Annotated in this window: 18 protein-coding genes; 8 read left to right on the plus strand and 10 right to left on the minus strand. The window is 62.1% G+C overall.

The genetic code is table 11. The features are described from left to right. Positions 1 to 9: 9 nt before the first annotated feature. Positions 10 to 1956: an autotransporter domain-containing protein gene (locus tag ACO77H_RS26400; protein ID WP_432754752.1), complete on the plus strand. Its 1947-nt coding sequence runs from the start codon at positions 10 to 12 to the stop codon at positions 1954 to 1956. 7 nt (positions 1957 to 1963) lie between these two features. Here ACO77H_RS26400 and ACO77H_RS26405 read toward each other — a convergent pair whose 3' ends face one another. From ACO77H_RS26405 to ACO77H_RS26420, 4 genes are all read right to left on the minus strand, one after another. Continuing rightward, a complete protein-coding gene (locus ACO77H_RS26405; RefSeq protein ID WP_169954969.1) occupies positions 1964 to 2884 on the minus strand; it encodes an SdiA-regulated domain-containing protein in 921 nt (306 codons plus the stop codon). 121 nt (positions 2885 to 3005) lie between these two features. Then, complete coding sequence (locus ACO77H_RS26410; RefSeq protein WP_169954970.1) at positions 3006 to 3932, minus strand: SdiA-regulated domain-containing protein; 927 nt, start codon at positions 3930 to 3932, stop codon at positions 3006 to 3008. Positions 3933 to 4196: 264 nt separating this feature from the next. Further along, the gene (locus ACO77H_RS26415) at positions 4197 to 4862 is read right to left on the minus strand and encodes a fumarylacetoacetate hydrolase family protein (RefSeq protein ID WP_170042132.1); all 666 of its coding nucleotides are present in this window, start codon (positions 4860 to 4862) and stop codon (positions 4197 to 4199) included. Positions 4863 to 4886: 24 nt separating this feature from the next. Further along, positions 4887 to 6281 (minus strand): FAD-binding oxidoreductase, encoded by a 1395-nt coding sequence (locus tag ACO77H_RS26420; RefSeq protein WP_169954972.1) that lies wholly within the window; start codon positions 6279 to 6281, stop codon positions 4887 to 4889. 205 nt (positions 6282 to 6486) lie between these two features. Here ACO77H_RS26420 and serA point away from each other — a divergent pair, with 205 nt between their 5' ends. Continuing rightward, on the plus strand, positions 6487 to 7716 hold the full coding sequence (gene serA, locus ACO77H_RS26425; protein ID WP_029289418.1) for a phosphoglycerate dehydrogenase: 1230 nt from the start codon (positions 6487 to 6489) through the stop codon (positions 7714 to 7716). A 64-nt stretch (positions 7717 to 7780) separates the two neighbouring features. Here the strand turns inward: serA and ACO77H_RS26430 are convergent, their stop codons facing one another. Further along, complete coding sequence (locus ACO77H_RS26430; protein ID WP_169954973.1) at positions 7781 to 8218, minus strand: DUF4399 domain-containing protein; 438 nt, start codon at positions 8216 to 8218, stop codon at positions 7781 to 7783. Positions 8219 to 8352: 134 nt separating this feature from the next. Here ACO77H_RS26430 and ACO77H_RS26435 point away from each other — a divergent pair, with 134 nt between their 5' ends. Then, entirely contained in the window at positions 8353 to 8976 is a 624-nt protein-coding gene (locus ACO77H_RS26435) for a transporter substrate-binding domain-containing protein (RefSeq protein ID WP_169954974.1), read from the plus strand. 159 nt (positions 8977 to 9135) lie between these two features. On the opposite strand, the gene ACO77H_RS26440 is transcribed toward ACO77H_RS26435, so the two are convergent. Both ACO77H_RS26440 and ACO77H_RS26445 read right to left on the minus strand, forming a co-directional pair. Next, positions 9136 to 9630, minus strand: coding sequence for a DUF523 domain-containing protein (locus tag ACO77H_RS26440; RefSeq protein WP_169954975.1), 495 nt, complete (start codon positions 9628 to 9630; stop codon positions 9136 to 9138). A 2-nt stretch (positions 9631 to 9632) separates the two neighbouring features. Then, complete coding sequence (locus ACO77H_RS26445; protein WP_169955048.1) at positions 9633 to 10265, minus strand: 2OG-Fe(II) oxygenase; 633 nt, start codon at positions 10263 to 10265, stop codon at positions 9633 to 9635. A gap of 131 nt (positions 10266 to 10396) precedes the next feature. Here ACO77H_RS26445 and ACO77H_RS26450 point away from each other — a divergent pair, with 131 nt between their 5' ends. Continuing rightward, positions 10397 to 11149 carry a DUF2059 domain-containing protein gene (locus tag ACO77H_RS26450; protein ID WP_169954976.1) on the plus strand — a complete coding sequence of 251 codons (753 nt, stop codon included), beginning with the start codon at positions 10397 to 10399 and terminating at the stop codon, positions 11147 to 11149. Positions 11150 to 11271: 122 nt separating this feature from the next. Here the strand turns inward: ACO77H_RS26450 and ACO77H_RS26455 are convergent, their stop codons facing one another. Further along, complete coding sequence (locus tag ACO77H_RS26455) at positions 11272 to 12213, minus strand: alpha/beta hydrolase (RefSeq protein ID WP_432754753.1); 942 nt, start codon at positions 12211 to 12213, stop codon at positions 11272 to 11274. Between the two features lie 111 nt (positions 12214 to 12324). Here ACO77H_RS26455 and ACO77H_RS26460 point away from each other — a divergent pair, with 111 nt between their 5' ends. Together ACO77H_RS26460 and ACO77H_RS26465 are read left to right on the plus strand one after the other, a co-directional pair. Beyond that, the gene (locus tag ACO77H_RS26460) at positions 12325 to 12900 is read left to right on the plus strand and encodes a DUF6436 domain-containing protein (protein ID WP_170042128.1); all 576 of its coding nucleotides are present in this window, start codon (positions 12325 to 12327) and stop codon (positions 12898 to 12900) included. Between the two features lie 40 nt (positions 12901 to 12940). Beyond that, positions 12941 to 15307 (plus strand): penicillin acylase family protein, encoded by a 2367-nt coding sequence (locus ACO77H_RS26465; RefSeq protein WP_432754754.1) that lies wholly within the window; start codon positions 12941 to 12943, stop codon positions 15305 to 15307. A 110-nt stretch (positions 15308 to 15417) separates the two neighbouring features. Here the strand turns inward: ACO77H_RS26465 and ACO77H_RS26470 are convergent, their stop codons facing one another. Continuing rightward, positions 15418 to 16323 carry an AraC family transcriptional regulator gene (locus ACO77H_RS26470; RefSeq protein ID WP_432754755.1) on the minus strand — a complete coding sequence of 302 codons (906 nt, stop codon included), beginning with the start codon at positions 16321 to 16323 and terminating at the stop codon, positions 15418 to 15420. Positions 16324 to 16422: 99 nt separating this feature from the next. Between ACO77H_RS26470 and ACO77H_RS26475 the strand changes: the two genes are divergently transcribed. Continuing rightward, positions 16423 to 16815 (plus strand): carboxymuconolactone decarboxylase family protein, encoded by a 393-nt coding sequence (locus ACO77H_RS26475; RefSeq protein WP_432754756.1) that lies wholly within the window; start codon positions 16423 to 16425, stop codon positions 16813 to 16815. On the opposite strand, the gene ACO77H_RS26480 is transcribed toward ACO77H_RS26475, so the two are convergent. After that, positions 16754 to 17719 (minus strand): GlxA family transcriptional regulator, encoded by a 966-nt coding sequence (locus ACO77H_RS26480; RefSeq protein WP_432754757.1) that lies wholly within the window; start codon positions 17717 to 17719, stop codon positions 16754 to 16756. The two genes, ACO77H_RS26475 and ACO77H_RS26480, sit on opposite strands and share 62 nt — an antisense overlap. 272 nt (positions 17720 to 17991) lie before the next feature. On the opposite strand from ACO77H_RS26480, the gene ACO77H_RS26485 reads away from it, so the two are divergent. Continuing rightward, a complete protein-coding gene (locus tag ACO77H_RS26485) occupies positions 17992 to 18633 on the plus strand; it encodes an HD domain-containing protein (RefSeq protein WP_432754758.1) in 642 nt (213 codons plus the stop codon). Positions 18634 to 18754 lie beyond the last annotated feature (121 nt).

The following is an 18754-nucleotide window of genomic DNA, read 5'->3' on the forward strand; positions in this document are numbered from 1 at the left end:
GAAGACCTTGTGATCAAGCCCCTAGCCCTCGCTGTCAGCGTTGCCTGTGCCCTGCTGTCGACTCAATCCCATGCCTACGACTACGGCGAGCACGCCAATGTCACCCTGGAAAAGCTGATCACCGACTACCCAGGCCGCTATCGCGGCACGGCCAACTTTGCCGGGGCCGCCGACTGGATGCAGAGCCAGATGGGCAGCGCCTACAACATCAGCCGCCAGGACTTCACCTGGAATGGCGGCAGCCGCGCCTCGCAGAACGTGGTGGCCTACGCCGCCGGTACCAAACCGCAATATGTGGTGATTGGCGCGCACTTCGACACCTACTTCGGCCGCCCGACCCTGCAAGGCCTGGACGACAACGGCTCCGGCGCCAGCGTGCTGACCGAAGTGGCGAAGAACCTCGGTGGCCTGCAACTGGAAAACGGCCTGCAGATCGTCGGCTTCGGCGCCGAGGAGGAAGGCCTGCGCGGCTCCCGGGCGTTTGTCGACTCATTGAGCGCCAGCCAACGCGCCAATATGCTGGCCATGATCAACCTCGACAGCCTGATCACCGGCGACATGATGTACGCCCACGCCGGCCAGAACAGCACCGCCAACCCGGCCCTGGCGTCGTTACGCGAACACACGTTCCAGATCGCCAAGGAGTTGAACATCAACCTGTTCACCAACCCCGGCCTGGACGCGCAATACCCCGCCGGCACCGGCTGCTGCAGTGACGGCGAGGCCTTCGAGGCGCTGAACATCCCGATCCTGTATATCGAAGCCACCAACTGGGAGCTGGGCGCCCTGGACGGCTACACCCAGACCAACAACCCGGCAATCCCCGGCGGCTCGACGTGGCACGACCCCAATGAAGACAACAAGACGGTCCTGACCAACGCCTTCGGCCAGGAACGCATCGACCAGCGCCTGCGCGACTATTCGCGCCTGCTCAGTCGCCTGGTGCTGGAACTGACCAATGCCGACTTGATGGCATCGACCACCTCGGGCGGCGCGGTTGCGCGCAATATGCAGGACAACCTGCAGCGCCAGCACCAGGCCATGGTGCGCCTGCACGACCGTCGCTGGCTGACTTTGCAAGCGGCCAGCCGTGAAGTGGGTAGCTTCGATGGCGAGATCGGCGTGGACGGCGAATACAACCCGGACAGCGGCTTCGACACCGCCCCCAACCCAGAGGCCCGGCGCCTGGGCCTGCATGCCCTGGGCGACTATCAACTGAGCAGCAGCCTGAACATCGGCGCCAGCCTGAGCTACCTCAACGGCCGCGACAAGCTGGAACACCGTGGCAAGCTGCAAAGCGACACCTGGCAAGCCGCGGTCTACGCCTTGTTGAACGATGGCGGCCCGACCTGGCTGGCCGGAGACCTGAGCGTGGGCCACAGCAGCTTCGACTCCAAGCGCAACCTGCTGATCCAGGCCAACAGTGGCCCCGTGCTACTTAACCAGCAGTTGACTGGCGAGACCGACGCCCTGTCCCTGGGCGCCCGAGTGCTCGGCGGTTATGACTTCGATCTGGGCGCGATCAAGACCGGGCCGTTTGCCGGGCTCGATTACAGCCACTCGCGCATCGACAAGTTCCACGAGAAGCAGAACCTGCGCACCGCCCTTGAATATGAAGAACAGTCCTTCGATTCCCTGGAAGCCAGCCTCGGCTGGCGCGTGCGCGGTGCCGTGGCCCTGCCTTATGGCCTGAGCCTGATGCCCTACGGCGACATCGCCTGGGTCAAGGAATTGGCCGACGGCCGCCTCGACGACCTCGACCTGACCGCCCGCGCCGACGGCCAGGCCCGTACCGCACGCCTGGGCTCAGTGGACAAGAGCTTTGGTCGCGCACAGGTCGGCAGCCAATTGGCGATCACCCCGCAGCTTGGGGTGTACGCAGAGGTGAACGGCCGCCTGGGCCATGCCGAAGGCAGCCAGACCGGCTATTCGTTGGGTGTGCAGTGGATGTTCTGATCCGCGCTTAGCGCTGCTCGGGCTTTTTCTTGAAGACATAGAACAGGTTCGGCTCACTCACCAGGTACAACGTGCCATCGTCATCCATGGCAATACCCTCGGCCTGGGGCACGCGTTTCTTCAGGCCATTGCGCCCCTTGAGCAGCGACAAGCTGCTCAAGGGGCGACCGTCGATATCCAGTTCCAGCACCAGGTACGACTCATCGGACAGCGCCAGCAAATGGCCGCTGCGCTCATCGTATTGCAGGCTGGACAGGTCGCGTACAAACAGCCCGGCATCGCGTCGGGGGTTGTTGACCACGTGGACCGAGTAGGTTTTTTCCGGTTTGAAATGGGGAAAGCCGTGCACTTCGTAGATCAGCATCGGGTCCCGTTCCTTGGCGACAAACAGGCGCTTGCCCACCGAGTCATAGGCCAGCCCTTCAAAACCTTTGTTGCCCTTCAGGTGTACACCCAGGGTCATCTGCTCGGCCTCGGCCGCGTCGAGAAACTGCGTGTCGTCCTCCAGGTGAATCTTGATCAGCCGCTGCTGGCGCTCATCGCTGACCACGTAGGTGTTTTCGCTGATGAACTCCACCGCCTCGGCATCGCCAAACCCCACCAGGTTGATGCGCCGCAGGATCTTGCCGTCCAGGGACAACTCGACCAGTTCGGCGTTTTGGTTGGTCACGGTAAACAGGCTCTTGCGCACCGGGTCGTAGGTCAGCGCCGAGACATCATCATCCAGGCCTTCAATTACCTGGGCTTCCAGCACCACCTCATAGTCCGCCAGGCCAATGGAGCGTTCATCCAGCGGCTGGCGCCAGGTCTGCCAGTTGAACCAGGCGCGCTCGAATAAACGAAACTGCTGGGCGACCACGCCCACAGCAACCAGGGCGATCAACACTAGGATAAGAAGGGCAGGTTTGGGGCGGGCAAATCGGCGCATGGGGGCTGGCTCAAAGTCAAAACTGGCAAATGAATATCACAGCCATCTGAATTTAAACTTAAACGCAGCTCAATGTCTGGGGAATGCCGCTCATAGAGAAGAATCCGACGTAATCAATCGGCTATTTCTGCTTCTCGAAGCGGTAGAACAAATTGGGCTCGCTGACCATGTACAGGGTGCCGTTTTCGTCCATGGTCACGCCTTCGGCGCGGGGGATGGTGTTTTTCAAGCCGTTGAAGCCGCCCAGTACAGTCATGAAGCTGACTTGCTCGCCCTTCTCGTCCAGTTCCAGCAGCAGATGGGAGTCGGCGGACAGTACCAACAGGTGGCCGGTACGCGGATCGACACTCAGGGCCGAAAGGTTGCGGATATCCAGCTCGGAGCTGGGCAATTTCTGCTTGTCGCCCGCCAGGACCTGGCTGCCGTCGCTGGCCCAGGTAAACAGCTGCGCTGGGCGCTCGATACCCAGCACCAATTGTTGATTGCGTTTGTCCCAGGTAATGGCCTCGAACGCCTTGTTCTGGTTCTTGGAGGGGCCCAGGTCGTAGCTCGGGTAATCGGCGAAGGCCAGTTGCCGCGTGTCGGCATCGACCTTGACCAGGGTCACGTTGTGCCTGCGCTCATCCACGATGGCCAGCACGCCGTTTTCCATGACCGTCACGCCTTCCGGGTTGCTCCAGCCCACCATCGGAATCTTGCGCAACACATCACCCTGCAGGCTCAGCTCCACCAGGAACGGGTTTCTGCCCATGACGGCGAACAGGGTCTTGGTCCTGGGGTCGTAGGCCAGATCCGAAGCTTCGTCCTTTTCCATGCCAGGCAACGGCTTGGCGTCGATCACCGCCTGGTAATCCGGAAGCCAGATGCTCTCGCGACGCTCCATCGGGCTTTCAAACCGCTCCAACACCCACAACGCGCCCCGGTCATCCCAGTGCATCAACCAGGAAATCCCGTACATGATCGCCCCGGCCAGGAACAGCCAGGAATACCAGCGCATGTTCAAGCGCGAACGAAGAGTGGGTTTCACAGAAGGGAGGGGCACGGCCATGGAGGCATTCCAGATAATCGGCTGTAGGTGATGGCCCAGGCTCAGAGCGCCTGCGTGCCATATGGCCGAGGATTATCCGGATGGAGTGTGAAAAAAATGCAAAGCCCCGATGTGCGCAGTACGCACAAATAATCTGTGTACAAGCTTGTGTGGGAGCCGGGCTTGCCCGCGATGCAAGCACCGTGGTGCATCAGGCACACCGCGGTGATGCTATCGCACGCAAGCCAGCTCCCACTAAAGCCGGCTTCTACATGAGTATGGGAGTTAGCGTACGGCGCTTTCGAAGCGGCTGACACCCGGCAGTTCCAGCACCAGTTCGTCACCCACTTCCAGCGGGCCCACGCCCACAGGGGTTCCGGTCAGGATCACATCCCCGGCCTGCAGCGAGAAGCAGCCCGCCATGTGCTGGATCATCGGCACGATCGGGTTGAGCATTTGCGCGCTGTTGCCGTCCTGGCGCACCTGGCCATTGATGGTCAGGCGAATGCCGATATCGGTCAGGTCGGGAAAGGTGCTGCCCACCACGAACGGCGCAATGACTGCCGCACCGTCGAAGGACTTGGCGATTTCCCACGGCAGGCCCTTGGCCTTGAGCTCGGACTGCTTGTCGCGCAAGGTCAGGTCCAGGGCCGGGGCGAAGCCGGAGATGGCGTCCAGCACTTCTTCACGGCTCGGGGTTTTCGACAGGGGTTTGCCGATCAACACCGCGATTTCCGCTTCGTAATGCACCGAACCGCGCTCGGCTGGAATGGCAAAGCCGCCTTCCAACGGCACCACGCAACTGCCCGGCTTGATAAACAGCAGGGGCTCGGTCGGTACCGGGTTGTCCAGTTCCTTGGCGTGTTCGGCGTAGTTGCGCCCGATGCAGACCACTTTGCCCAGTGGAAAGTGGATGTTGGTGCCGTCGACGTACTTGTGCTGATAGCTCATGGACCGCTTCCTCTTTCGTGATGGTTAAACAGCGAAGATCTTGCCCGGGTTCATGATCCCGTTCGGGTCGAACACGGCTTTCACTGCCTTCATATATTCGATTTCAACCGGAGAGCGGCTGTAAGTCAGGTAATCGCGCTTGGTCATGCCCACGCCGTGTTCGGCAGAGATCGAGCCGTTGTACTTCTCGACCGTCTCGAACACCCACTTGTTGACGGTGGCGCACTTGGCGAAGAACTCGTCCTTGGACAGGTTTTGCGGCTTGAGAATGTTCAAGTGCAGGTTGCCATCGCCGATGTGGCCGAACCAGACAATTTCGAAGTCTGGATAGTGTTCGCCGACGATCGCGTCGATTTCCTTAAGAAATGCCGGCACTTTCGACACGGTGACCGAAATGTCGTTCTTGTAGGGCGTCCAGTGGGAGATGGTCTCGGAGATGTACTCGCGCAGCTTCCACAGGTTGTGCAACTGGGTTTCGCTCTGGCTCATCACGCCATCGAGCACCCAGCCCTGTTCGACACAGTGCTCGAAGGTTTCCAGGGCGTGGTTGGCGACTTCTTCGGTGGTGGCTTCGAATTCCAGCAGGGCGTAGAACGGGCAATCGGTCTCGAACGGCGCCGGCACATCGCCACGGCCGAGGACTTTGGCCAGGGCCTTGTCAGAGAAAAACTCGAACGCCGTCAGGTCCAGTTTGCTTTGGAACGCGTGCAGCACCGGCATGATCGAGTCGAAGTCGGTGGTGCCCAACACCATTGCGGTGAGGTTTTTCGGCGCCCGGTCCAGGCGCATGGTGGCTTCGACCACAAAACCCAGGGTGCCTTCAGCGCCGATAAACAGCTGGCGCATGTCGTAGCCGGTGGCGTTCTTGATCAGGTCGCGGTTCAGTTCCAGCACATCGCCTTTGCCGGTGACGACCTTCATGCCCGCTACCCAGTTACGGGTCATGCCGTAGCGAATCACCTTGATCCCGCCGGCATTGGTGCCGATATTGCCGCCAATCTGGCTGGAACCGGACGACGCGAAGTCCACCGGGTAGTACAGGCCGTTTTCTTCGGCGACGTTCTGCAATTGCTTGGTGACCACGCCCGGCTGGCACACGGCGGTGCGATCGGTGAGGTTCACATCGAGGATCTGGTTCATGTAGTCGAACGACACCACCACTTCGCCATTGGCCGCCACGGCAGCCGCCGACAGGCCGGTACGCCCGCCGGACGGCACCAGCGCCACCTTGTGCGTGTTGGCCCAGCGAACGATGGCCTGCACCTGCTCAATGGTCTTGGGGAAGACGATAGCGGTCGGCGCGGGGGCGAAGTGCTTGGTCCAATCCTTGCCGTAAGCCTCCAGGGAGTCTGCATCGGTCAGCACTTTGCCGGGCTCAACCAGGGTCTTTAGCTCATCAATCAGGGCAGGATGGGTCATCGACAGAACTCTCGAACAATTCATGGTCATCCTGAGAACGCTTCACGTCGCAGGAATGAGTGTTTAGCGGGGCGCGTATGCTAGCATACCGCCCCCGCAGGACAGAGCCCAAGGGCGTTTCTGCGGTGACGGCTTTCCTGCCGTCCGGGTCAGCTTGCGCTGCTCGATTCCCTGCCATTTTTCTCCGGGATACAGGTTTACGCAGATGAGCAAGACTTCTCTCGATAAGAGCAAGATCAAGTTCCTTCTTCTGGAAGGCGTCCACCCATCGGCCGTCGACGTCCTAAAGGCCGCCGGGTACACCAGCATTGAGTACATCACCAGTTCTCTGCCGGAATCCCAGCTCAAGGAAAAGATCGCCGACGCGCACTTTATCGGCATTCGCTCCCGCACCCAGCTGACCGAAGAGATCTTCGACCACGCCAAGAAGTTGGTGGCGGTCGGTTGTTTCTGCATCGGCACCAACCAGGTCGACCTCAATGCAGCGCGCGAGCGCGGTATCGCGGTGTTCAACGCCCCGTACTCCAACACCCGTTCCGTGGCGGAGCTGGTGTTGGCGGAAGCCATCCTGCTGTTGCGCGGTATCCCTGAGAAGAACGCTTCCTGCCACCGTGGCGGCTGGATCAAGAGCGCGGCCAATTCCTTCGAAATTCGCGGTAAAAAGCTGGGTATCGTCGGTTACGGCTCCATTGGTACCCAACTGTCGGTATTGGCTGAAGGCTTGGGCATGCAGGTGTTCTTCTACGACACCCTGACCAAGCTGCCGTTGGGCAACGCCACCCAGGTGTCGAGCCTGACCGAACTGCTGGGCATGTCCGACATCGTCACCCTGCACGTGCCGGAAACCGCTGAGACCCAGTGGATGATCGGCGAGAAGGAAATCCGCGCCATCAAGAAGGGCGGGATCCTGATCAACGCCGCACGCGGCACCGTGGTCGAACTGGATGCCTTGGCCGACGCGATCAAGGACAAGCACCTGATCGGCGCTGCCATCGACGTGTTCCCGGTGGAGCCACGCTCCAACGACGACATCTTCGAAAGCCCGCTGCGTGGCCTGGATAACGTGATCCTGACCCCGCACATCGGCGGCTCCACCGCTGAAGCCCAGGCCAACATCGGCCTGGAAGTGGCAGAGAAGCTGGTCAAGTACAGCGACAACGGTACGTCGGTGTCCTCGGTCAACTTCCCGGAAGTGGCCCTGCCGGCTCACCCTGGCAAGCACCGCCTGCTGCACATCCACCAGAACATTCCTGGCGTGATGATGGAGATCAACAAGGTCTTCGCGGAAAACGGCATCAACATCTCCGGTCAGTTCCTACAGACCAACGAGAAGGTCGGCTACGTGGTGATCGACGTAGACGCCGAGTACTCGGACCTGGCGCAAGAGAAGCTGCAGCACATCAGCGGTACTATTCGTAGCCGCGTGTTGTTCTAAGGTTTCAAGCGCGCCACGAAAAAGGGAGCCCCGCGGGGCTCCCTTTTTTTCGTCTGAACAAATCTTACTTCACGGTAACAGTGATCACTTTTGAGGCTACAGTAGGTTCGAACTGACGATGCAGGTTATCGCCCGCCACCAGTTGCAGCGTGTGCTTGCCTGGGGCCAGGGTCAGTTCGGTCTTGGTTTGCGCCTTGCCGAAGTGGATCACAGTGTCGGTGGCCGGAATCGGCTGGCTTGGATCTGGCAGTTGCGCCTGGTCGACCAGCAGGTGGTGATGGCCTGCACCCGGGACTTGTTTGTCGATGGGCTCCAGGTCCATGCCCTTGATGCCAAACTCGACGGTGAAGGTCTTGTCGACGGTGGCGCCATCCTTGGGCGAAACAATGAACACTTCAGCCCCTTTGGGTGCCGGTGTGCGCGGGATATCCGCCGCAGACGCCAGCATTGAAGCCCCCAGCAGCAGGCTGGCCAGGGTTGCACGAGACAAAATGGCTTTCATTAACTTCTCCAGTTTTTCTATGAAATCTGTAGGGTTAAGACAACTTAGTGACGAAACGTTGTCCAAGGCACTCAACACCATAGCAAAGCGAGCCTTAACCGCGTCTCGCACCTTCGAATTCTTTAGGAGTGACCATGCGTTTTTTGCCTGGCCTGTTACTTGTGCTGCCTTTGCTGAGCCCCTTGGCTCACGCCGAACTGTTCGACGAGGTGTTTGACCGTGGCGAACTGCGCATTGCCCTGGAAGCGGACACGCCGCCCTTCAACTTCAAGGAAGGCGACAAACTCACCGGCTTTGAAGTGGACCTGGGTGAGTTGCTGGCTCGGGAAATGGACGTACGCGCCTCCTTTATCACCACCGACGACAGCGACTTGCTGCCCGGTGTGGAAAGCGGCAAGTACGACGTGGCGATCAACCACATCGCTGTGACTCCTGAACTGCGGGATCGTTTCGATTTCAGCGCGCCTTATAGCTATGCCAATGCCCAGATGCTTGCCAACAAGCAGCAAAAACCCCTGTTGAGCGGCCTGAATACACTCACCAGCAGTCAATTTGCCGCCAAGCCCACCGCGGGCGTGGATTTGCGCAGCCGGGTCGATGCCAAGGCCACGCTGACCCTGGCCATCCCCTTCCAGAAGGGCAACCCGGCGTTCAAATCGAGCCTGGACAAGGCACTGGAGCGGATCAAGGCCGATGGACGGCTGACGGCGCTGTCGGAAAAGTGGTTTGAGGCTGACACCAGCAAACCTGCCAAATAACCAATGTGGGGCCAGATTTGTGTGTGTGTGTGTGTGTGAGTGGGCTTGTGTGGGAGCGGGCTTGCTCGCGAAAGCGGTGTGTCAGTCAACAAATCTGGCACTGATAAACCGCATTCGCGAGCAAGCCCGCTCCCACAAAAGGCTGGTCCTACATGGGATTTAAGCGGGGTTTGAGAGCTGGTCCAGGGCTACCGCCGCCTCGGCCAGCTCCAGCTCGCTGAACACCTGCACCCCATGGCGCTTGAGCAACGCCGCCGTCACGCCTTCGCCCGTGACTTTGACCCCACTGAAGGTGCCGTCATACGTCAGCAGGTTGCCGCAAGACGGGCTGTTGGCCTTGAGCACGGCGATGCGGATGCCATGGCGCTGCACCAGGGCCAGAGCCTGGCGCGCACCCTCGACAAAGGCGTCGCTGAAGTCCTCGCCATCGGCGGTCAGCACTTGGGCGCGGCCTTCCCACACCGCCATCCCCTGCCCGCCCGGAATCTCGGCAGATGGCCGTGGGGTAGGCAGGCCACCGGCCACCTCCGGGCATACCGCAACCACCCGGCCTTCGGCCTGCCAGGCGGCCAGTTGGTCAAACGGCCCGCTGGCCCCACCGTCGTAACGTACGCGATGCCCCAGCAGGCAGCGGCTGACCAGAATCTTTTGCATGCTCAAAACGGCTCGTTGCCCCGCCGGCGAAACCAGCCTGTCAGGGACAGGCGTTCGCGGTGGGCGGGCAGGACTTCGTGGGGCACTTCCCCCGACAGGAACACCACCAGGCAACCGCCGGTGGGGTCCACGTCGTATTCAACGCCGTCCTTGAGGTACATGCGCAACTGGCCGCCGTGCTCGGGCAGCCAGTCCTGGTTCAGGTAGACCACCGCCGAGACCATGCGCCGGTCATCATCGCGAAAACGGTCGAGGTGCTTGAGGTAGAACGCCCCCGGCGGGTACATGGCGAAGTGGCATTCGAACTCTTCCAGGCCGAGGAACAGCCCGCGGTTCATCGCCAGCCGCAGGTTGTCCATCAACGCCAGATAGCGGTCGCAGATCGCCGCCTGGCCGGGCTCCAGCCATTGGATATGGTCGCCACGGATCCCCTCGCGAATCTCCTGGGCCGGGCCGCGTCCGACAGCGGCCGGGGCCAATTCGCCTTCAATTGCGCGTTTATGGCACTCAGCCGCCAGTTCCAGGGTCAGAGCCTCTGGCAGGAAGATGTTCTGCTGCGACCAGCCCTTCACGGCCAGGTCGTCGACGATGCTTAGCAGCAGCGGGTCATCAGGGGATATTTGCATGGCGCGCATAGTATCCATACGCCTGGCAAACCGACAGCGCCGCCGAGCGCCTAAATACACTTTAGTCAGGCGATTGATAGGACTTCTCGACAAATCCTACGCCCGACACGGACAATAGTGGCCGACTGACAGGAGTCCCTATGCGTCGTTTGTTTTTATCCTTGCTGATGTTCTGCGTGTTGCCCGCCTGGGCAGACAGCCATGACCAGTTGTACGCGGTCGCCGGCTGGCCGGAACAACGCGCGCATTTTAATGACGCCTTGAGTGCCGCCCAGCAGCGCTACCGCAACAGCTTGCCGCCGGCGGTGTACCAGGCGCTGGTGGACAACAGCAATAAACGCTTCGCCCCCAAGGCCATGGATCAGCGCGCCGAAGCCCAGTTGCGCCAGAACCTGGCGGACCCAAAACCGGCGCTGGCGTTTTTCCAGTCGCCGCTGGGGCGCAAGATTGTCGCCGCCGAGTTGCTGGCGACCCGTCGCGACCAGTTGGCCAAGAACGCCCAGGGCTTGCCGCAGATCCAGGCCGACGCCACCCGCAGCCTGATCATCGGCCATCTGGCCCAGGCCCTGCCTGCCCGCGAAGCCGGGGCCGAAGTCAGCCTGGCGATTGCCGGCGTGGCCGCAGACAGCCTGAGCCAGATGATCCCCGGCCTGTTGGGCGGCGGTCAGGCGCAGAGCATGCTCAATGGCCAGCGCGAGCGGTTGATGCAGCAGATCGGCAATGACCTGAACAACACCTTGTTGTACGTCTATCGGGATTTGTCGGACCCGGAGCTGGAAGAATTCGCCACCTTTGCCGAGTCGCCGCAAGGCAAGGCTTACTACCAGGCAGCACTGGCGGCGATCCGCGCCGGGCTGGCGGTCGGCCAAAGCACCTCCAGCCTGGCCCCCTGACGCCCCTCCCCCTGTAGGAGCGAGCTTGCTCGCGAAGAACTCAAGGACGCCGCGTCTAACCAGGCAGCACGCGTTATCGTTGACGTTCTTCGCGAGCAAGCTCGCGCCTACAGGGGGGAGGGTTATTTCAGGTGGTCGGTGAGGAACTTGAAGTATTGCTCGCGGATTTCAGGCAGCTCATTGGCCATGTGATGCCGCCCACGCGGCACCATCAGGATCTGCGGCTGATCAAACTTGCCGCGCAGCACCTGCAAGTTGTGCTGCCAATCCACCGTCATATCTTCCTCGCCCTGCACGATCAGTGGTCGCCGCGTACTGCGCGGCGCGGCCTCGATGCGCTTGATCCAGCGCGCCAGCGCGCCCACCCAGGCGGTCGGCAGTTGCCGGGGCTGCAACGGGTCGGCCTCGAGGAACGGACGGAACGCCGGGTCGTTGCTGTTATCGCTGAAGCGCCGGGCGATACCTTTGACGAACGGCTTGAGCAGGTAATAGCTGAGCTGCGACCAACCCCAGGCACGCGGCCGCACCAGCGGCGACAACAGGAAGGTCTGGCCTTGCGCCGGGCTGCTGGAGCCATGGTTGAGCAGATGGTCCACCACAATCGCCCCGCCGGTGCTTTGCCCGAACAGGTGCCAGGGCTTGGGCAGTTGCAGCGCGTCGGCCTGGTCGAACAAGCCGTTCACCACGTGCTGGTACACCGCAAAATCATCGATGCTGGCACGTTCGCCACTGGATAGGCCATGGCCCGGCAAATCGCAGGCAATCACCACAAAACCCTGGTCCAGCCCCCACTCCACCACGCTGCGATACAGCCCCATGTGATCGTAGAAGCCGTGGAACATAAACAGTGTGGCCACAGGGTGCGCCGGCCACCAGACCTGGCTGACCACCTCGAACCCATCCACCTCCATGCGCCCCAGGCGGCTGGCCACCGGGGTTTTGCGCGCGGCCAGGTCTAGCCCATAGAAGCGCTGGTAGACCCTGGCCTCGGCCGAAAGCGGCTGCGCGTCCACCAGGGGCCGCAGGCTTTCGCGCAGATGATCGGGGTCAAAGGTAACGGGCATAAGAACTTCCAGACTAGGGCTTCACAGCAGTGAACAGATGAATATTGAGTCGCGATATTCATCTGTCAGGGCAAGCATGGCAAGCTACGCCACCGTCGAGGATTGTTCTGAATGCCAAAGCCCTACCGCAACGCCCTGCTCGCCAGCCTGATCCTGCTGATCTGCGCCGTGGTGCTGTGGGTTGCGTATGACTGGTTCCAGGGCCGCTACCTGCGGGCATTCAGCGAACATACGGCGGTGTTTTCCGGCGACCTGCTACGCCTGCCCGACGACCTCGCAGGCCCCGGCCCGATCCGCCTGGTGCACTTCTGGGACCCGGCTTGCCCGTGCAATGTCGGCAACCAGCAGCACCTGAGCGAACTGATCGAGCAATACGCGCCCCAGGGCGTGGAGTTCTATGCCCTGCAAAAAGCCGGCAGCCACGGCCAATTGCCCGCGACCCTTGGCGCGATGAAAATCATCACCGCCCTGCCCGGCGCCGACCAGGTGCCCGCCAGCCCGGCGGTGGGTATCTGGGATCGCAGCGGCAAGCTGGCGTATTTCGGCCCGTACAGCGAGGGCCTGACCTGTAATTCGAGCAACAGCTTTATCGAACCGATCCTGCAGGCGCTCAACGGCGGGCGGGCGGTGAACGCAACCCACACCCTGGCAGTGGGCTGCTATTGTTCCTGGCCGCAAGGTTCGTAGATTTTCAAGGTAGCCCCACTTCTAATAATAAGGATTGTTTATGAAGCGCGTTTTGTCGGGTCTTGTAGCCCTGCTGGTGTTGATCGCCCTCGGGGCTGGCTGGTACGTCTACAGCAAGCAACCCTCCCGCCAGGGCACGGTGGAGCTGGCCAACCTGCAAGGCTCGGTCACGGTGCGCTATGACGACCGGGGCGTGCCGCATATCCGCGCGGAAAACGAGGCCGACCTGTATCGCGCCCTGGGTTACGTGCACGCCCAGGACCGCCTGTTCCAGATGGAAATCATGCGCCGCCTGGCGCGCGGTGAGCTGGCCGAGGTGCTCGGCGTCAAGTTGCTGGACACCGATAAACTGTTCCGCAGCCTGCGTATCCGCGAGCGCGCCACCACCTACGCGGCCCAGATGGACCGCCAGTCCCCGCACTGGAAGGCCCTGCAAGCCTATCTGGACGGGATCAACCAATATCAGGACAGCCACGCCAGCCCCATGGAGTTTGACGTGCTGGGCATCCCCAAGCGGCCGTTCACCGCCGAGGACACCATCAGCATTGCCGGCTACCTGGCCTACAGCTTTGCCGCAGCCTTTCGTACAGAGCCCTTGCTGACTTACGTGCGCGACCAACTGGGCAGCGATTACCTGAAGGTGTTCGACCTCGACTGGAAACCCAAGGGCGACCTCGGCCTGGCCGCCGCCGACTGGCAAGGCCTGAGCGCCATCGCCCGCCTCAGCGAGCAGGCCCTGGCCGACAATGGCCTGCCGCAGTTCGAAGGCAGCAACGCCTGGGCCATCAGCGGCAACCGCACCAAGAGCGGCAAGCCGTTGCTGGCGGGCGACCCGCATATCCGCTTTTCGGTGCCGTCGGTATGGTACGAGGCGCACCTGTCGGCGCCCGGCTTTGAACTCTACGGTTATCACAACGCCCTGGTGCCGGTGGCGTTCCTGGGCCATAACAAAGCGTTTGGCTGGAGCCTGACGATGTTCCAGAACGACGACCTCGACCTGATCGCCGAGCAGGTCAACCCGGACAACCCCAACCAGGTGCGCTACCACGACCAGTGGGTCGACATGACCAGCAGCGAGCAACAGATCGCGGTCAAGGGCCAGGCCCCGGTGACGCTGACCCTGCGCCAGTCGCCCCACGGCCCGATCATCAACGACGTGCTCGGCGCCAATGCCGGCACCACGCCGATTGCCATGTGGTGGGCGTTCCTCGATACCGAAAACCCGATCCTCGATGGTTTCTACCAACTCAACCGCGCCGACACCCTGGCCAAGGCCCGCCAGGCGGTGGCCAAGGTGCATGCACCGGGGCTGAATATCGTGTGGGCCAATGCCAAGGGCGATATTGGCTGGTGGGCCGCAGCGCAGTTGCCGATCCGCCCGGCCGGGGTCAACGCCGGGTTTATCCTCGATGGCAGCACAGCCCAGGCCGACAAGCTGGGCTTCTACCCGTTCAGCGCCAACCCCCAGGAAGAAAACCCGGCCCGTGGCTACGTGGTCTCGGCCAATGCCCAGCCGGTGTCACCTACTGGCATGCAGATCCCCGGCTATTACAACCTGGCGGACCGTGGCCAGCAGTTGAACGCGCAATTGAGCGCCAACCAGGTCAAATGGGACCTGGACAACAGCCAGGCCCTGCAACTGGGCACCACCACTGCCTACGGGCCACGCCTGCTGGCGCCGCTGTTGCCGGTGCTGCGCGAGGTGGTCAAGGACCCGGCCGAACTCAAGCTGCTGGAGCAACTGGCCGCGTGGAAAGGTGACTACCCGGTGCAGTCGATCCCGGCCACGCTGTTCAACCAACTGCTGTACGACCTGACTGACGCGGCCTTTCGCCCCAAACTGGGTGACGAGATGTTCAAGACCCTGATCACCACCCGTGTGATCGACGCCGCCTTGCCACGCCTGGCCGCTGCTGCCGATTCGCCGTGGTGGAACGGCCAGCGTGCCGCGACCGTCAAGCACGCCTGGGACAACAGCCTGGCGCACCTGAGAACCACCTTCGGTGACGACCCGGCGCAATGGCAGTGGGGCAAGGCCCATACCCTGACCCACGGCCATCCGCTGGGCATCAAGAAGCCACTGGACCAGATCGTCAATGTCGGGCCGTTCGCCTCACCGGGCAGCCACGAAGTGCCGAACAACCTGTCGGCAATCATCGGCCCTGCGCCATGGCCGGTGACGTACGGCCCGTCCACCCGACGCCTGGTGGACTTTGCCGACGCCGCTCACGCGCTGACCATCAACCCGGTGGGCCAAAGCGGTGTGCCGTTCGACAAGCACTATGCCGACCAGGCCGAGACCTATATCGAGGGCGGGTACGAGCAGGCGCATTTTGATGAAGAAGAGGTCCAGGCCAATACTCGCGGCACCCTCAAGTTGTTGCCGGCCCGCCCACAACAGCCCTGAAGAAACACCCTCAAAACGGTGGGAGCGGGCTTGCTCGCGATGGCTGAGTGTCAGTCGATACATTAGTTGACTGATACACCGCCATCGCGGGCAAGCCCGCTCCCACAGTTTTAATCTGCGTTGCGCATTCGACCGGGCGCTTGGCCATATGCCTCCTTGAATTTCTTGCTGAACGCCGCCTGGGACTGGTAACCCACCCGGGCCGCAATATCCGTCAGGCTCAGCCGTGACTGCTGCAGCAGATTGAACGCCAGCTCCATGCGCAACTGGGTCAGCAGCACCCACGGCGACACGCCGGCCACTTTGACAAATGCGCGCATGAACGTGGCCCGGGACATCGATGCAGCCCCCGCCAGGCTGTCGATGGTCCAGTCATGCCCGGGCTCGGCCAGCATCGCCTGCCAGGCGCGGCCCAGGCGTTTGTCGGTGAGCAAGGCAAAGGTGCCGGCCAGCGGCGCCAGTTGCGCCAACCAGGTGCGCACCAGCAAGGTGAACAGCGCCACCGACAGGGCATCAATAAACGACCGCGCGCCCAGCCGCTCACCGTCAGCCTCACTGCGCATCAGCGCAATCAGTGCCGCCAGTTGCCCATCGGCCGGCCATTGTCGGCTGGACACCACCAGGTACTCGGGCAAGGCCGCAAACAGCAACGACTGGCGGTTGTAGTGAAAGGCGCCACAGAGCATCTCCACATCCGGCTGATCACCGCCCAAGCGATGCACCTTCAGTACCCCGCTGTCGATCACCGTGGGCAGCCTCGGCAGGGTCTGCGCGCCCTGGCTGCGCAGCAGATGGGTCGCACCACCGGGCATCAACAGGATATCGCCTTCTGCCAGCGTCACCTGCTGCCCACCCGAAAGCTCGGCGTGGCAGGTCCCCCGCACGACAATATGATACGGCGCCATCCCCAGCGATTCGGGCGCATGGTCCAGGGCCCAGTCGCCCTGGAACTGGCAGCGCACGTCAAGGCGGCCACGCAGGTTGGCCAATGTGATCAGCGTGTCGATAGCGTTCATTTGCGAATATCGGTCAAAAAGATGAGCGGATCGAACAATACCGCCAAATCCGAACGGCACACACTGGCTTCACACCCAACCCGTTCAGGAGTCAACGCAATGTTCAATAACTGGCCCGACTTGCTGCCCACCGTGAAGAACGCCTTTGGCGCACTGGGCAAGAGCAACCCGAAGATGGTCAAAGCCTACATGGCGCTGGGCGAGGCTGCCGAGGAAAACAACGTCCTGGATGCCAAGACCCGCGAACTGATCGCGATTGCCGTGGCCATCACCACCCGCTGCGACGGCTGCATCGGCGTACATGCCGACGCCGCGATCAAGGCCGGCGCCACCCGCGAAGAAATCGCCGCGACGCTTGCCACCGCGATCTCGCTGAATGCCGGCGCCGCCTACATCTACTCGCTGCGCGCACTGGAAGCCTACGACACACTCAAACCAGCGCCGCAAAGTTCAGCCGAAACTGCTGCGGCGTCACCCCCAGCCGGCGCTTGAACACACTGCGCAGGTGCTGGGCGTCGCGAAACCCGCATTGGTAGGCCACGGTCTTCAGCGGTGCGGTGCTGCTTTCGAGCATCACCCGCGCCGCATCCACCCGCGCGCGCTCGACAAACTCTGCCGGGGTGATCCGCGCTTCGCGGGCAAACACCCGCGAAAAGTTGCGCGCACTCATATTGGCCGCGCGGGCCAGGTCGGCGATGCCCAGGTCACCCGTCAGGTTCGCCAGCACGTACAACTGCACTTGCGCCACCGCCGAGGTGGCTTCGGCGTGGGGCGTGAGAAACGGGCTGAACTGCGATTGCCCGCCGCTGCGCTGGGTAAACACCACCAGGCGCTTGGCCACGCTCAAGGCCACTTCCGGCCCGTGGTCCTGGGCCAACAGGTACAGCGACAGGTCGATGCCCGCCGTGACCCCGGCCGAGGTGTAGAGGTTGGCGTCCTGCACGTAGAGGCGGTCGGCGTCGACCTGGGTCGAGGGGCACAGGCGCGCCAGATCAGCCGCATCGCTCCAGTGGGTGGTGACGGTTTTGCCATCCAGCAATCCGGCCCGGGCCAGCATGAAGGCGCCATTACAGATCGAACCGAAGCGCCGGGCCCTGGCGCTGGCGTCACGCAGCCATTGATGGAACGGCGCGCCGAAATCTTCGAAGGGCAACTGCGGGCCGCCGGCGACCAACAACAGGTCATAGGCTTGCAGCGCATTGCTGTAATGGATATGAGCCTGCAAGGACAGACCGTTGGAACAGGCGATCTGGCCCTGGACCTGGCCGATGACTTCGAGCCGGTAATGATCCGCAGGCGCCAGGAAGCGATTGGCCTCGCAGAACACATCCATGGGGCCGGTCACGTCCAGCGACTGGACGCCGGGGAAGATCAGGATCGCGACGGTCTTGTGCATGGGTAAACCTTCCTCTGGACTGTCGCAAAACCCTGTGGGAGCTGGCTTGTCGGATCGCCGCATCGCTGCGATGGCATCACCTGGGTATACCTGATGTACCGAGGCGATGCTATCGCAGGCAAGCCAGCTCCCACATTGCATCGTGTACAACCATGGCGCGATATGAAGGCACATTGGCCGGGATCGCGCCCCTGCGGCGGTGGTTGCCTGGCAGTTGGGCGACCAGACTGGACTGATCAGCGCCAACCGGCGCTTTCTTGAGGATCATGACCATGAGCACCACCATCGCCGGCATCAAAATCCCCGACAGTGCCCTGGCCAAGGCTACCACCGAGTACATCCGCGACATTGAATCCGACCTGCTCTACCACCACTCCCGCCGGGTGTTCCTGTTTGGCGCCTTGAGCGGCGAGCGCCAGCAATTGGCCTACAACCCGGAGCTGCTGTACATCGGCGCAATGTTCCATGACTTGGGCCTGGTGGCCGGCCACCGCAGCGATGATGAGCGTTTTGAAGTGGACGGCGCCAACGCTGCCGCCGCCTTTCTGAAGCCTTATGGCTTGAGCGACGACGATATCGAGCAGGTGTGGCTGTCCATCGCCCTGCACACCACGCCGGGCGTGCCCAAGCACCTGCGCCCTACCGTCGCCCTGGTGACCGCTGGCGTGGAGATGGATGTGCTGGGCATGGACTACGCCGCGTTTACCCACGTGCAGCGCGAGGCGGTGGTGCATGCGCATCCACGGGGTGAAGGGTTCAAGGAGTGCATCATCTGCGCGTTTGCCGACGGGTTGCGCCATCGCCCGCAGACCACGTTTGGCAACGTGAAGACCGATGTGCTGGTGGATCAGGAGCCGGGGTTCAAGCCGATGAACTTTGTCGAGGTGATTCGCCAGTCGCCGTGGACGGCTTAATCAACTTGAAATGCAATTGAATGTGGGAGCTGGCTTGCCTGCGATAGCGGTGGTTCAGTCACATCTTCTGTGACTGACACTCTGCTATCGCAGGCAAGCCAGCTCCCACATTTTGAGCCTG

Source organism: Pseudomonas sp. WMBT8 (genome assembly GCF_050916005.1).
GTDB lineage: Bacteria > Pseudomonadota > Gammaproteobacteria > Pseudomonadales > Pseudomonadaceae > Aquipseudomonas.

Excerpts from the sequence above, each read along its gene's own strand:
- ACO77H_RS26405 (WP_169954969.1), bottom strand. The coding sequence starts at position 2,884 with ATGCGCCGATTTGCCCGCCCCAAACCTGCCCTTCTTATCCTAGTGTTG.
- ACO77H_RS26410 (WP_169954970.1), bottom strand. The coding sequence starts at position 3,932 with ATGGCCGTGCCCCTCCCTTCTGTGAAACCCACTCTTCGTTCGCGCTTG.
- ACO77H_RS26415 (WP_170042132.1), bottom strand. The coding sequence starts at position 4,862 with ATGAGCTATCAGCACAAGTACGTCGACGGCACCAACATCCACTTTCCA.
- ACO77H_RS26420 (WP_169954972.1), bottom strand. The coding sequence starts at position 6,281 with ATGACCCATCCTGCCCTGATTGATGAGCTAAAGACCCTGGTTGAGCCC.
- serA (WP_029289418.1), top strand. The coding sequence starts at position 6,487 with ATGAGCAAGACTTCTCTCGATAAGAGCAAGATCAAGTTCCTTCTTCTG.
- ACO77H_RS26430 (WP_169954973.1), bottom strand. The coding sequence starts at position 8,218 with ATGAAAGCCATTTTGTCTCGTGCAACCCTGGCCAGCCTGCTGCTGGGG.
- ACO77H_RS26435 (WP_169954974.1), top strand. The coding sequence starts at position 8,353 with ATGCGTTTTTTGCCTGGCCTGTTACTTGTGCTGCCTTTGCTGAGCCCC.
- ACO77H_RS26440 (WP_169954975.1), bottom strand. The coding sequence starts at position 9,630 with ATGCAAAAGATTCTGGTCAGCCGCTGCCTGCTGGGGCATCGCGTACGT.
- ACO77H_RS26445 (WP_169955048.1), bottom strand. The coding sequence starts at position 10,265 with ATGCGCGCCATGCAAATATCCCCTGATGACCCGCTGCTGCTAAGCATC.
- ACO77H_RS26450 (WP_169954976.1), top strand. The coding sequence starts at position 10,397 with ATGCGTCGTTTGTTTTTATCCTTGCTGATGTTCTGCGTGTTGCCCGCC.
- ACO77H_RS26455 (WP_432754753.1), bottom strand. The coding sequence starts at position 12,213 with ATGCCCGTTACCTTTGACCCCGATCATCTGCGCGAAAGCCTGCGGCCC.
- ACO77H_RS26460 (WP_170042128.1), top strand. The coding sequence starts at position 12,325 with ATGCCAAAGCCCTACCGCAACGCCCTGCTCGCCAGCCTGATCCTGCTG.
- ACO77H_RS26465 (WP_432754754.1), top strand. The coding sequence starts at position 12,941 with ATGAAGCGCGTTTTGTCGGGTCTTGTAGCCCTGCTGGTGTTGATCGCC.
- ACO77H_RS26470 (WP_432754755.1), bottom strand. The coding sequence starts at position 16,323 with ATGAACGCTATCGACACGCTGATCACATTGGCCAACCTGCGTGGCCGC.
- ACO77H_RS26475 (WP_432754756.1), top strand. The coding sequence starts at position 16,423 with ATGTTCAATAACTGGCCCGACTTGCTGCCCACCGTGAAGAACGCCTTT.
- ACO77H_RS26480 (WP_432754757.1), bottom strand. The coding sequence starts at position 17,719 with ATGCACAAGACCGTCGCGATCCTGATCTTCCCCGGCGTCCAGTCGCTG.
- ACO77H_RS26485 (WP_432754758.1), top strand. The coding sequence starts at position 17,992 with ATGAGCACCACCATCGCCGGCATCAAAATCCCCGACAGTGCCCTGGCC.